General features: G+C 58.9%; 12 protein-coding genes. All 12 read right to left on the bottom strand.

Going from position 1 to position 13,689, the window contains the following annotated elements; all coding sequences use genetic code 11:
- Positions 1–3: 3 nt before the first annotated feature.
- Positions 4–1,890, bottom strand: coding sequence for an NADH-quinone oxidoreductase subunit NuoF (nuoF, locus tag WC370_00440; GenBank protein ID MFA5307937.1), 1,887 nt, complete (start codon positions 1,888–1,890; stop codon positions 4–6).
- Positions 1,868–2,326 carry an NADH-quinone oxidoreductase subunit NuoE gene (gene nuoE, locus WC370_00435; GenBank protein ID MFA5307936.1) on the bottom strand — a complete coding sequence of 153 codons (459 nt, stop codon included), beginning with the start codon at positions 2,324–2,326 and terminating at the stop codon, positions 1,868–1,870. The genes nuoF and nuoE overlap by 23 nt, the downstream gene beginning before the upstream one ends.
- A 16-nt stretch (positions 2,327–2,342) precedes the next feature.
- A complete protein-coding gene (locus WC370_00430) occupies positions 2,343–3,020 on the bottom strand; it encodes a DUF3786 domain-containing protein (protein MFA5307935.1) in 678 nt (225 codons plus the stop codon).
- A gap of 28 nt (positions 3,021–3,048) precedes the next feature.
- Entirely contained in the window at positions 3,049–3,927 is an 879-nt protein-coding gene (locus WC370_00425; GenBank protein MFA5307934.1) for a dihydropteroate synthase, read from the bottom strand.
- A gap of 12 nt (positions 3,928–3,939) precedes the next feature.
- The gene (acsC, locus tag WC370_00420; GenBank protein ID MFA5307933.1) at positions 3,940–5,286 is read right to left on the bottom strand and encodes an acetyl-CoA decarbonylase/synthase complex subunit gamma; all 1,347 of its coding nucleotides are present in this window, start codon (positions 5,284–5,286) and stop codon (positions 3,940–3,942) included.
- 103 nt (positions 5,287–5,389) lie between these two features.
- Positions 5,390–7,597 carry an acetyl-CoA decarbonylase/synthase complex subunit alpha/beta gene (gene acsB / locus WC370_00415; protein ID MFA5307932.1) on the bottom strand — a complete coding sequence of 736 codons (2,208 nt, stop codon included), beginning with the start codon at positions 7,595–7,597 and terminating at the stop codon, positions 5,390–5,392.
- A gap of 33 nt (positions 7,598–7,630) precedes the next feature.
- A complete protein-coding gene (gene cooS, locus WC370_00410) occupies positions 7,631–9,598 on the bottom strand; it encodes an anaerobic carbon-monoxide dehydrogenase catalytic subunit (protein MFA5307931.1) in 1,968 nt (655 codons plus the stop codon).
- 13 nt (positions 9,599–9,611) lie between these two features.
- Positions 9,612–10,559, bottom strand: a complete 948-nt coding sequence (locus WC370_00405) for an acetyl-CoA decarbonylase/synthase complex subunit delta (protein MFA5307930.1) — start codon at positions 10,557–10,559, stop codon at positions 9,612–9,614.
- A 41-nt stretch (positions 10,560–10,600) separates the two neighbouring features.
- Complete coding sequence (locus WC370_00400) at positions 10,601–10,819, bottom strand: hypothetical protein (GenBank protein MFA5307929.1); 219 nt, start codon at positions 10,817–10,819, stop codon at positions 10,601–10,603.
- Positions 10,820–10,865: 46 nt separating this feature from the next.
- On the bottom strand, positions 10,866–11,753 hold the full coding sequence (locus WC370_00395; GenBank protein ID MFA5307928.1) for a tetrahydrofolate dehydrogenase/cyclohydrolase catalytic domain-containing protein: 888 nt from the start codon (positions 11,751–11,753) through the stop codon (positions 10,866–10,868).
- A 35-nt stretch (positions 11,754–11,788) separates the two neighbouring features.
- Positions 11,789–12,748, bottom strand: a complete 960-nt coding sequence (locus WC370_00390; GenBank protein ID MFA5307927.1) for a hypothetical protein — start codon at positions 12,746–12,748, stop codon at positions 11,789–11,791.
- 67 nt (positions 12,749–12,815) lie between these two features.
- The gene (locus WC370_00385) at positions 12,816–13,589 is read right to left on the bottom strand and encodes an AAA family ATPase (GenBank protein ID MFA5307926.1); all 774 of its coding nucleotides are present in this window, start codon (positions 13,587–13,589) and stop codon (positions 12,816–12,818) included.
- Positions 13,590–13,689: the final 100 nt, after the last annotated feature.

Genomic DNA, 13,689 nt, shown 5'->3' with positions numbered 1-13,689 from the left:
TGCTTACTTGCCTTCCGGCGCGGCCTTGGGCTTCTCCTTGACCGGTATCGGCTTGTCCGGCACGTCCACCTTTTCCCCGGACACCTTGACGATGGCCTTGAACTTGGCCGGGCAGGCGTCCAGGCAGGTGCCGCACTTGACGCACTTATCCTGGTCGATGACATGCACCATCCGCTTGCCGCCGGCTATAGCCTCGGTGGGGCATTCGCGGGCGCAGATGCCGCAGCCCTGGCACTTGTCCGGCAGGATGTAGAAAGATATCAATTTGGTGCAGGCGCCGGCCGGGCACCTTTTCTCTTCTATGTGAGCTTTATATTCGTCACGGAAATACTTCATGGTGGTGAGTACGGGATTGGGCGCGGTCTGCCCCAGCGCGCACAGCGAGCCGGCTTTGATGTCGTTCCCGAGCTTTTCCAGCAGGGCCAGGTCCTCCGGCACGCCCTCGCCGCGGCAGATTCTTTCCAGGATATCCAGCATCTGCTTGGTGCCCACGCGGCAGGGGACGCATTTGCCGCAGGACTCCGCCTGGGTGAAGGAGAGGAAATAGCGCGCCACGTCCACCATGCAGGTCTCCTCGTCCATGACCACCATGCCGCCGGAGCCCATCATGGAGCCGGCCGCGGTGAGCGACTCGTAGTCGACGGATTTGTCCAGGTAACTTTCCGGCAGGCAGCCGCCGGAAGGCCCGCCGGTCTGTACGGCTTTAAATTTCTTGTCGCCGGGAATGCCGCCGCCTATTTCGTAAATGATGGTGCGCAGCGGCGTGCCCATCGGCACCTCTATCAGCCCGCTGTTGGCGATTTTACCGGTCAGGGCGAAGACGCAGGTGCCCTTGCTTTTTTCCGTCCCGATGCTGTTGTACCAGTCCGCCCCTTTGGCGATGATGACCGGCACCGTGGCCAGCGACTTTACATTGTTGATGGTGGTGGGTTTGCCCCAGAGCCCGGACGTAGCCGGGAAGGGAGGGCGGGGGCGGGGCATGCCGCGTTTGCCCTCGATGGACGCCATCAGCGCGGTCTCTTCCCCGCACACGAAGGCGCCGGCGCCCTCTTTGACGTGTATTTTAAGTTTGAATTTAGTGCCGAAGATATTTTCGCCGAGGAACCCCTTTTCCTCCGCCTGCCGGATGGCCAGGCGCACGCGCTTTACCGCCAGCGGGTACTCCGCCCGGATGTAAATGTACCCTTCCGTGGCGCCGATGGCGTGAGCGGCGATAGCCATGCCTTCCAGGACGGTATGGGGGTCGCCTTCCATCGTGCTGCGGTCCATGAACGCGCCGGGGTCGCCTTCATCGGCGTTGCATATCATATACTTCTGTTCGGCGTTGACGTCGTGGCAGAACTGCCATTTCTGGCCGGTGGGAAAACCGGCGCCGCCGCGCCCGCGCAGGCCGGAGCGCTTTATCTCGTCGATAACCTGCTCCGGGGTCAGGTGCAGCAGCACCCTTTTCAGCGCTTCGTAGCCGCCGGTGGCTATGTAGTCCTCGATTCTTTCCGGGTTGATGCCGCCGCAATTGCGCAGAATGATGCGCTGCTGCATGCTGTAAAACTTGATGTCTTTATGGTAGGGGATAGCCGCGCCGGTCACCGGGTCTTTATAGAAAAGGCGCTCCACCGGCTTGCCGTCGCGCAGGTGAGAGGTGACGATTTCCGGCACATCCGCCGGCGTAACGCGGGCGTAAAAAATTCCTTCCGGCTCAACGATGACCACCGGCCCCTGCTCGCAGAACCCGTGGCAGCCGGTGAAATCCACTGCTACGCCCTCCAGCCCCGCTTCGGCTATCGCCCGGGACAGGGCTTCGGTAATTTCCAGTGATTTTCCTGATACGCAGCCGGTCCCCTGGCACACCAGTATGGTTTGCCGGGTATTAGCTGGTTTTGCTTCTGTCACCTAAAACCTCCACGACTTTTTTGGGGGTCATCTTGCCGTAAGTCTCTTTGTCTATGGTCATCGTGGGCGACAGGGCGCAGGCTCCGATGCAGGCCACTGTCTCCAGGGTGTATTCCATGTCGTCCGTGGTTTCCCCGGCCTTGATGCCCAGCTGTTTTTCCACTTCCGCCAGCACCTTGCCGGCGCCGCGCACGTGGCAGGCGGTGCCGCGGCAGATGCGTATTATCTTTTTGCCTAGGGGCGTTAGTTTGAACTGGGAGTAGAAGGTGCTGACGCCGTAAACGGCATTCAGGGACATATTCAGGTATCTGGCTATTTCCCGCATCGCCGCCGCCGGCAGATAGCGGAAATGCTCCTGTGTCTCCTGTAAAATCGGTATCAGCTCCTGCCTTTCGCGGTGGTGGCGGGAGAAAATTTCCTGTAGTTTTTCCCGCACATCTGTCTCGGTAAGGTTATCTTTTACCAGGGGCGTCACCTCCGGTCTTTATCAGCCTGACGAGTTTCCAGGCCAGTATTTCACACAGTATCGTGATGTCTTCCGTGGGCAGGTATTCCGGGATGGTGCTGTCGAACATGATATTCCCGTTGGGCGGGAACTCTTTATCCCCCCGCCAGATGACGACGGTCACCGGCACCAGGGGAAAAGCGTCTATGGCCACGGCCATATCGCCGTAGTCGGTCTTGTGCCCCCCCAGCGTGGCCGACGCTTCCAGCAGCAATCGCGGGTCGTCTTTAAAGCTGTTGATAATCGGCTCTATCGCCCGCTTGAAGAACGTGGGATAGTAGTTGATGCCTTCCGCCAGCTCTTTGTAGGTGATGTTCCGGCCGGACAGGGGCGTGCCGGAGGCGCGGTTGAAATAGTGGAGTATCAAAATCTTGTCGCGCAGCGGCACCGGCTCGTTATTGATGATGGAAGAGACCTCGCCGCCGGGTAAGCTTATCCGGTAAAAGCGGTTCAGGTAGTCGATGATGACGGACTTTTCCGCCGGCAGGTAGCGGGCGCCGCTCTTGCGGCACTGCCCCTCGATGTCGGCGATGGCGGCCAGCTTTTCCCTGGCTAGTTTGAAAGCCAGTTCATGGGCAAACTCGCGCGCTGGCTGTGTTGGCAGCGGGGGATTCTTCTCTATCATGGACAGTGATATTGTATAGCATTTGGCTCTAGACTTCCAGCCAGGAGTGGGAATAGAGTGATGCTCCCGTGAGCACCCTCACCGTCCGCGCGTAATATTGCATCTCTTTGGGCAGGGAGGGGATATCCGGCTTGTCCCCGTCCATCATCTGGTGGATAAGCGCCACGATATCCGGCCGCTGCCCGCGCGCTATGGCCGCCAGGTCTTTATCGAACGCGTCCACGATGGCGGAGTACAGCCCGTAGCGCATCAGCATCACCAGGTAGGTGCGGTTGAGCCAGCCGCGCAGCTCGGCGGGGGCGCCGTTGGAGATATTGGAAAGCCCCACCGTGGACTTGCACCCCGGCGCTATTTCCGCCAGCATGGTCATGAACTCCACGCAGGCCTTGACCTGGTTGATTTCCACCGAGACCGGGCTGGCGATGGGGTCGATCCATATCTTTTCATTGGGGATGCCCGCCTCGTTGGCTTTATAGACGAAGTTGACGGTATGCATCGCCCGCTCGTTAACGTCCCGCGGCATGCCCTCGTTGCTCCAGAGCAGCCCTATCAGGTCGGCGTCATGCTCTTTGGCCATGGCCAGCCCGCGGTCGATACGGCTGGTCTGCAGGGATACCGAGTTTATCAGCACCCGGCCTTTACGGGCTTTCAGCCCGGCCTGCATGGCGTCCAGGTTGGTGGTGTCCAGGGAAAGCATTTTATCCGTGACGGACTGTACGGTGTCCACCACCCAGGCCATCAGCGCGTCGCCGCCTTTACGGGCGGGGCCTATATTAAGGTCGATGATATCGATGCCGGCCTCGGTCTCCGCTTTAGCCATTTCCTGTAGCGGCGCGGCGTTTCTCTCCGCCAGGGCCGGCCCCAGGGTCTGGGAAATAACGTTTAAATTCTCCCCGATGAGAATCATCTCGCCTCCTCTTTACGGTTTCCAGGTCTTGAGGAACGGCGTAAGGTTGGCCGCGTCCCTGGGACCTACCAGGATTTTCCAGCCGGGCATTTCTTCTTCCAGCCCGCCGCTCTCGGCGGCTACGTAGCCGGGGATGATCAGGCTGCGGTGCTTTATCCTGTCCGTGATGCCGCTTTTCAGGATGGACGGGCCGATGATGTCCGCGGAAAACTTTCCCGCCGCCCAGGAGGTCATGACGGAAAGCCCCTCGGTATCTTTAACGTAAAGCCAGCTGGGTATTTTGCTGTTCTCGATTTCCCCGGAGACGATGAAGTAGGTGAGGGAGAAGTTGGAGGTCACCATCAGCGGGGAGTTCTCGTTGGGGTTGTTGATTTCATAGATGCCCTGCTTGGTGGCCAGCGGCCGCTGCGGGTCCGTGTAAATGTTCAGGCGCGCCACCAGCAGCGGGAAAAGGCTTTCGCCCCGGAAATCGGACAGGACGATGATGCCCGCGTACTTGGCCACAAACATCACGGCGATGGCCGCCTCTTTCATCGGGTCGCCGGTCATTTCACACGGGAAAACGATGGTGGGGAAGCCCAGCGGGCGGAACTTTTTATTGAGGGCGGCGCTGCGGATGATTACCTGGTCTTCCAGCGCCTTCTGCGTGCTCCGCGCTCCGGAGTCCAGCACGATGTTCTTGATACCGGCGGCGGTCAGCTTGCCGGTAAGCGCCGCCAGGTCATCCAGGCTGTCCGCTCTGGCGACTACGGCGCAGCCGGTCTCCTTGGCCAGGGCGGCCACGGCGTCCGCGTTATCCCTGGTGGCGGCGTAAAGCAGCGGCTTGCGGTCGGCGCAGGCTTTGGCCGCGGCGGCCAGAGCTTCCACTTTATCGCTCATTAAAATAATATTGATATCGCCGGCGGCTTTGACTTTACCCGCCAGGGCGGCGAATTTGGCGGCGTCCCCGCTCTCGCACTTCAGGGCGGCCAGGTTGGCGCGCAGGGTCAGTCCCACCCTTTCATACACCAGTTCTTTTATCTTTTTCAGCCGGGCGTCCACCTCGGCGTCCGGCATGGCGTCCGTAATCAGTATGGCGATGCCGGGCGGGTTCTCGAATCTTTTTTCATGGCGGAACATGACCGTTTCCCCGCCGATTTTCAGCGCGCTTTCCCCCGCCCCGATGGTGACGGGTAAAATGGGGGGGGCCGCGGCCTCCGTCAGCTTGCTCTTGGCTTCCTCGGAGACATGCGGGCACTTGCTCAGCTCGGCCTTGCCGGCGGCCAGGCTCATGGCGAAGGCCAGGCAGGTAGGCACGCCGCAGTCGCCGCAGTTGGTCTTGGGCAGCAGTTTGAATATCTCTATTCCGGTTAAGGCCATCTTATAAACTCCTCTCGGATTTTAAATGACAAGTCTCAAGTGTCAAGTAGTAAATCTTACCGGATTATCACTTAGCCTTTCCTTGTCACTTGCCCCTTGCTACTTATCCTAAAATAGGGTCCATGGTCAGAGCGGGGTGCCCCTTTTCCTGGAGGAAGGGGAGTATCGTCTCCTCGGTGACGCCCACCGTTTCATCGGCCACCTTGTCCAGGAGGTCGGGTATGCCCAGTTCCTGGGCCCGCGCCTTGAACCGCTCCCCGATTTCCTCCTTGAGTCCCCTGGGCATCCACACCATGCGCAGGATGCCGCCTTCAGCGGCGGCGAATTTCCTTTGGGTGGTATTGTATTTGCCGTGCCCCACGAACCCCGGCGTGCTCAAACCGCCGCCGATGGTCCCCGCCAGCGTGGTGAACTTCATGCCGCAGGGCGTTTCCCCGGTATAGTCCCGGTTGACCGTCATGATGCCGTTGCACAGGGGCAGCACGGCGGCGATGGCCTCGCAGCAGCCGCAGGTGGTCGGCGGGTCCTGGACGATGCTGTAGAAATTATAGTGGTCTATCTTGCCGCGGGAGGCTTTCACCAGGAAGTCGTTGACCCCCTGCCACTGCCCCAGTTTGGCGTCGATGCATTCGCTCTTGAGCACCGGCTGGTTGGGGCCGGTGGGGTTGATTTCAAAAGCCGCCTTGCAGTCCATCCAGTTATAGGAGCCGCAAAGCCCCGTTCTCTCCGGGCTGATGACGCACACGTGGCTCGGCGCGAAGGACTGGCACAGCGTGCAGGAGTAGTAGGTGTCCACGCTTTCGTCGGTCATGCCCTCGATGCGCTCGTCCCTGGTCTTGTACACCGCCCGGGCTTTTTCCATGATTTTATTGACGTCCGCTTCATTGCTGTAAATTTTTACCTGTAATTTATCGAATATGCGTCCGAAGTCCTGGTGCAGCTTGGCGTGCAGAATAATGCCGATGTCCTTCAGCTTGAAGCCCTTTTCCACCGCCTGCTTGGAGATGCGCAGCCAGGCTATGTCCCGCTGCCCTATATGCATTATGCCCTGGGCGTAGTTGATGAGGTGGTGAATCTGGCGCTCCAGTATCGGCTCGTAGTCGTCCTGCATCTGCCGCCCCGCCACCTCCACGTTGATGGCGATGGGCGCTCGTGAGCCCTCTTTCATGTCAACCAGTTCCGGCCCGATTACTTCCACCCGGCCGTCCTCCACCTCCTCCATGCGTTTGGTGGTGACCCACTCTACCATGTGGGTGCGCCCGCCGCCGGCTTCCAGGTAAATATCGTCGCCGCGTACTCTCTCGCCCTCGAAGGCCGGCCCGAAGGCCACCGGTATGGGTATCTCGGTCACGTTGACCTTAAGGCCTCTGACCTCGATGGCGCGGTTCACGATTTCATCGTGCGGTACGTTGCCGACCACGTGCTCGTAGGTGCAGACGCCGGTGGGGAGGATTTCCGGTATGGGCGTATCGGCTATCACCGGGAAGCCCCAGTTGATGGCGCCGGCGCCGTTGGCGTACCACTCGTCGGTGACGTCGCCCATGGTCATGGCGAAGGCGAAAACGCGGTCTTTGTTGTAAATCAATATCTTTCTATAATCGCCCGGGTCGATGCCGCCGAAGGATATGGCCGCCCGGGTGGCGAAGCCGATGGGGAATACCGTGGCGCTGGTGTCCGGCCCGAAGGAGACCAGCCGCGTCCCCCACCCTATCTGCACCCCCGCTTTAACCAGCTGCCGGGAGAAGCTTTCCCCGTTGTGCTGTCCGGCCATGAATACATACAGGTTCTTCTTTTGCAGCTCTTCCGCTATATTTTTGGCAATTTCCGGGGTTGGGGCGGCGCCCAGTATCGCCGCGAAGCCGGGGGCGGTGCCGTCCACGAACTCCACCCCCCTTTTCCTCATAATAACATCATCGGCGGCGCCCAGCCAGATATTGCCGTCCGTCACGTCCTCGCCGCGCAGGTAATAATCGGGCGTTTCCAGGTATCTGATAGCCTCTAGCAGCTCTTCCGCCCAGAAGGTAATCATGCCGGCATCCAGGGTGGGGCCCAAATAGGGGAGGTGGTGCGTCTCCCTGACCGGCGGCGGCAGCAGGGCTTTGCATTTCTTCAAAACGGCTTCCATATCGCCCAGTTTAGCCACTTTCATGCCGGAGATGCCGTAGATGATGGGCAGGTAGTAAGCGGTGTTGGGAAAGCCCACCGGCTCGTTGGCGCCCCACTTGTCCATGGCGTCCTGCCACTTTTTCTCCGCTTTGGTCACGATGGCATGCGCGCCTCTGATGGCCGCCGATGCTATAATCTTGGACATGCTGCAATCCCCCCTTCTTACCGCTACGCCGTTTTAACCTTCCAGTTCACGCCGCATCGCCATATCGTAAAGCACCCTCTCCCGCGCCTTGTCGATGCCCAGCGCCTTGCGCTTCTTGTCGATATGCGCAATCATCAGCTGGGCGGCCCTGACGGGGTCGGGCTGGAAGTCCCACTTGCCGCCGTACATTTCTTCCATGTCCTTGAAGAGGTGGTTGGTAAACTCCTTGCTTCCCATAGTGGGGAAGGTTGTCCCGAAAACGGTATATACGCCGGAAGCCACGAAGTACTGCCCGATGGCGATGGCTTTTTCGCTCATCCATTCCGGGGCGGCGCCCGCCGCGGGCAGGTCGCTGATGTCATCGCCCAGGCCGCCGTCTTTCACTACCGCCGTCGCCGCGATGAGGATGCGGCTGTTGTCCACACATGAGCCCAGGTGCAGCACCGGCGGGATGCCTACCGTCTCGCAGACCTCCGCCAGGCCGGGGCCGCAGAACTTGGCCGCGGACTCCGGCACCATCAGCCCGGCTTTGGCGGCCGCCATGGCGGCGCAGCCGGTGGAGAGCACCAGCACGTCGTTTTTCAGCAGCTCTTTAATCATGGTAACGTGGGCGCTGTCATGGGTGGTGCGGGCGTTATTGCAGCCTACCACCCCGGCCAGGCCGCGGATGCGCCCGTTGATAATATTGTCGTTAAGGGGACGGTAGGAAGCGCGGAAAAGCCCTCCGAGCAGGTAGTTGATGGTCTCGTGGGAGAACCCGGCAATCAGCGATTGTTTGATGTGCGGTATTCTCACGTTGTCCCGGCGGTTGGGGAAATTATCGATAGCCGCTTTGATGATAGCCCGGGCTGAATCCTTCGGGTGGAGCTCGTCGAAGGGCATGTATTCCGCCCCGGTAATTTTGGCGCGGTTGTCCGTATTGATTAACCTGGTGTGGAAACACCGGGATACTTCCAGCAGCCCCTGCATGATGCACTGCACGTCCACCACCATGGCGTCCACGGCGCCGGTGATAATGGCCAGCTCCTGCTGGAGGTAGTTCCCCGCGATGGGCACGCCGTGCCGCATCAGTATCTCGTTGGCGGTGCAGCACATGCCCGCCAGGTTGATGCCCGCGGCGCCTTTGGACCTGGCATAGGCCACCATCTCCGGATTCTCGCTTTCCACCGCCAGCATCTCGGCCAGGGCGGGCTCGTGCCCGTGGATGATAACGTTGACCATGTCCTCTTTGAGCACGCCCAGGTTAATCTCGCTCAGGGTGGGTGTGGGGGTGCCGAACATCACGTCCTGTATTTCCGTGGCTATCATGCTGCCGCCCCACCCGTCCGCCAGCGCGGCGCGGACGCCCTGGAGCATCAGGTTGCGGTAGTCCTGGTCCACGCCGGTGTGGGTGCGGTGCATCAGCTCTACCACCTCGCGGTCTATGCCGCGCGGCACTACCCCGAGCTTGCGCCAGATTTCCTGGCGTTTCAGCGGGGCGTTTTTAATAAAATAGAGCTCGCCTTCCTGCCTGCCGAACTCGGCCTCACAGATTTTGGCGATGTCCAGCGCTATTTCCATATTGCTGCGTTCGCCTATCGGTACGCCCATGTCCAGGGCCAGCTTCAGCAGCTTTTGCTCGTCTTTGATTTCAAAATCTTTGGTCTTGCCTTCCGCCATCAGCTTGAAGGCTTCCACCACCCTCCGGCCGTGGTCGCTGTGGGAGGCGGAGCCGGCGGCTATCATGCGGCAGAAGTTGCGGGCGCTAATGGTCTCCGCGGTGGCGCCGCAAACCCCCACCCTGGCCGCCTTCTCTTTGGGCGTTTCCTCTTTACCCTTGGGCGGCGGCACGCGGCAGGGCCCCATGGCGCAGTTCTTGCAGCACGAGCCGTCCGCGCCGATAGGGCAGGCCTTCAATTTATCAGCCCGGTCGAAGACCGTGCTGATATTCTCCTCGCTGGCTTTGGCCAGCATTTCCAGCGTCGCCGGGTCTATGCTTTTTGCCTGTTTTTCATCGGGCATGGAGGTACCCCCCTTATTTTGTGGTAAGGTCTGCGACCATTTCTTTGACCAGCTTGATGGCGGCCGGGTGTCTCATAATCAGCACGTCCGCCCCGGCCATGAGCAGCATGGTGGCGGTCATCGCCTCCAGCAGGATGCCCCGCCTGGCGGCGTCCCCCATCTTGGGGTCGTCTTTTTCTGAAATCTTGGCTTCCTTGTTCTTCCAGGTCTCCTTGGCCAGGTTGCAGATGATGGGGAATTGCAGTTTGGTGTCCTGCTGCGTCAGCGCCGCCATGCGCGTTCTTTCCATGACGGAGTAGCAGTATTCGATGCCGTAGCCGATGCTGCTGCAGGACGTGTCCATGAGCATCATGTTGTCCGGTACGCCCAGGTTGCCCAGCAGGATATTGAGCTGTTTGGCCAGGTTGATATCGATGGGGGTTGAGGCGGCCACCACGTGTTTGTAGCCGATGGCGGCGGCGCCTATTTTCTTGTGGTCGGCTTCTTCCACCGGGCCCAGGATGAGGCTTTTATCCTGGCAGATTTCCGCGGCCGCGCGCAGCACTTCCGTGTCTTTATCATGGTTGGCGGTGCCCCAGACAATCAGCGGCACGTCTATGGCGTCCGCTACTTTTTTAACGGTTTGGGCGGCTTCCGCCGCCGGGCGGTCCTGGCCGTTGGGGTCGGTGCTGGCCAGCTGCAGGCATATCATTTCCGCCCCGTAGTCTTTAATGCACTTCTGCGCCCAGGCTACGGGGTCGTTAATTACATCGGCGAAGGGTTCCAGGGCGGCTTCCGGCCATTCTTCCGGGGGCAGGTCATATACTTCCATGGCGATGCGGGGCAAATGGGGCATCTGGCCTTCATAGAGGTAGAAAGGGTAGGCCGTTTCCCCGCCCACGGTTAGGGCTTTATCGCCTTTTCCCAGCTTGATTTCCTTGATTTTCCCGCTGTAGGCCGTCTTAGGAATTTCTATCGCCATTGTAGCTCCTTATCGGGCCTGCTTGCCGGATTCCGGTACGGTCAGGCCGGATTTTTCCTCTTCTCACTCCCGAACCAATCGTCACTATACCAGTAACGCTCGCCGTTTTTCAAGTACTTCAGCTTTTCATCGCGATTTTCCAGTTTTTGGCGCCACCGGCCGGCGGCTTCGGCCTCCGGTTCACCCGGCTCGTAAGTCTCCGCGAGGACCTCTACTTCGCCGCGGCCGGGCGCCTCTTTTTTAACTGTCTTGTATTCCATTTTTCCTCCCTATTATCGCCGGGAAATATTTAAGGAGTAATGTAGCCTATTTCAGGCCTGCCGCCATTTTAGCGGCCTTGACCGTGTTCATCATCAGCATGGTGATGGTCATGGGGCCCACGCCGCCCGGGACGGGAGTGATGGCTTTGGCTTTGGGGCTGACCGTCTCGAAGTCCACGTCGCCGACGAGGATTCTCTTGCCCTCGGCAGTCTTACCGATTTCGTTCACGCCCACGTCGATAACGACCACGCCGTCCTTGACCATGTCACCGGTGACCGTCTTGGGTTTGCCGGCGGCGGCGATGATGATATCCGCGTGTTTGGTGTAGAAAGCCAGGTCTTTGGTCTTGGTGTGGCACAGGGTGACGGTGGCGTTGGCGCCCGGCGCTTTCTGGAGCAGGATGTTGAGGATGGGCTTGCCGACCAGGTTGCTGCGGCCGATGACCACTACGTCCGCGCCCTCGATCTGGGTGTTGGAGCGGATGAGCAGCTGCTGGATGCCCCGCGGCGTGCAGGGAATGAAGTCCGCTTCGCCACTCATCAGCTTGCCCTGGTTGACCGGGTGGAGACCGTCCACGTCTTTATTGGGATCGATGGCGTAGACCACCTGCTCCTCGTTGAGGTGCTTGGGGAGAGGCAGCTGGCACAGGATGCCATTGATTTTGGGATTCTTGTTTAGTTTTTCCACCAGCGCGATAAGGTCTTTCTGGCTGGTGTTTTCCGGCAGGTCGTACCGCTCGGAATAGATACCCAGCTCTTTGGCGGTCTTTTCTTTCTGACCGACATATACCTGGGAGGCCGGGTCGGAACCCACGAGTATAGTAACCAGGCCGGGCACTACATTGTGCTTGGCCTTGAGGTCGGCGACTTCTTTCGCCAGTTCCTCGCGGATTTGCTTGGCTACTTCAGCGCCTTTGATTAATGTGGCTGTCATTTTTTAGTTTTCCCCCTTTTGTCTAGTTTTTGTTGTTATTCCAGGAAACCCGGGTCGGAAAAGGTGTCTTGAGCATTGGCCGCCTCATCCGGCAGGTCGATGGCAAAGGGAATGTTCTGGTCGAACATTTCTATATCCATGTTGATGTACATGGTCAGCTCGTCGTAAGCGTCGGTGTCATCGCCCGTCTGTTCCGGCGTAAAGGCAAACAGGATGTTAAACACCACTTTTTCCAGCTGTACGGACTCTTTGCTGATATAGCAGGTATAGGAAAAACTCCGGATGGTGTCGGCGAAGTCCATCATGTTGGACATGTCTACTATCTCGGAATCCGTGTTTTGTTCCGTGAACCATTCCTCCAGGGCTTCGATACTCGGCTTGATGGCTACCACGTAGCAATCTATTCCGTTTATACTTGCGTCTCCGACGTATTCGATATCGGATGGCGAATCCAGCAGCCCCATCTGCTGGTCGACAGGGTTCAGCTTGAACGATGTTTCAATCTCATCGGTGACCGGCGCCCGCACCCATTGCTCCGGCTCTCCCGTTATTTCCATCCTGGCGTACACCCAGTCATCCAGCATATAAACGTCCATCACCGTTTCCATGTTATAATTCTCTGCTTCTCCCGGTATCTCGGTCTTCATGTTCACGGCAAGACTCATTTGTAACTGTTCGGATGGGAGGTCGATCGCACCGCTGTACTGGTAATTCATGGTCACTTTGCCTTGTTCTGTACCGCCGGTGGCTTCCACGTCCATGTCCATGACCAGGCTGTATTTATAGCTGGTCAGGGTTTCCTGTTTTTCCACGGCGTCCACCAGGATTTGCTGTATTTGCTGGCCCATGTCCGCCGGGGTGGTGGTAGGGGCCGCTATCGTTGTCTCGTTCGTCGTGTCGGTGGTACAGCCGAAAGCGGGGAGCATCAGCAGTACCTGCACCAGCAGCAAAGGCAGAAAAAGTGCTTTTTTACCCGGCTTCATCCCTGTTTTCATCACCTGTCCCTTTATTTTTTTATCCCCGGTTGTCCCAGCTCCAGGCATCTGCATTTTAACCATTATATTACGGTGTCGCGGTGGTATTTAGCAATAGCCTGTCCATTAATATTTTTACGGCCGTTACCGCCGGGGATGTGTCCGGCAGCTGGAATAGCGGTTTTTGCTCCAGGTCGTACTTCTTCACCTCTTCGTCAACCGGTATGATGGCGGCCGGCGCCATTTGCAGCCGGTCCATCTCCTGTTTGAGCAGCGGGTCTATCCCGCCGGGGACCAGGTTGATGATGATGGACTGTCGTTTGACTACGAGTTTTAGCTCTTTTATCAGGTCGCGGATGCGGGCCAAAGCACGCAGGCCTTTTACCGAGTGGTCGGTCACCAGCAGCATCTCGTCGATGTTCTGGGTGGTGCGGCGGCTCAGGTGCTCCATGCCCGCCTCGTTATCTAAAACTACGTAGGCATAGTTCTTCGCCCAGTCGTCGATGAGCTTGCGGATAACCACGTTGGGGTAGCAGTAGCATTCCGGCCCTTCCCCCCGCCCCATGGTGATGAGGTCCAGGTTCCTGCCTTCGGCTATCGCCCCGTTGAGCTGGTATTCCAGGTAGCCTTCCTTGGTCATCCCCGCCGGGATATTCAGCTTGGCTCCCTGGAACTCGTTGAGTATCCGGCCTACCGTTTGCCGCACTTCCAGTCCCAGCCCTTCCGCCAGGTTGGAGTTGGGGTCGGCGTCCACCGCCAGGACAGTGCCCAGGTTATTTTGCAAAAGGTAGCGGACCACCAGGCTCGTCACCGATGTCTTGCCCGTACCGCCCTTGCCGGCTACCGCGATGTTGATGGTCAATATTTATTCCTCACTAATATCATTGCGAGATTTTTATACTTTCCCCCGTCCGGGAGAATTTTTGGGGTGGCCCTCCTCCCCGCTGCCGGGGAGGAGGGAT

The organism is Dehalococcoidales bacterium (assembly GCA_041652735.1).
Lineage (GTDB): Bacteria > Chloroflexota > Dehalococcoidia > Dehalococcoidales > RBG-16-60-22 > RBG-13-51-18.
The sequence above is the reverse complement of the archived record's forward strand: the minus strand, read 5'-3'. Positions and strand labels throughout refer to the sequence as shown.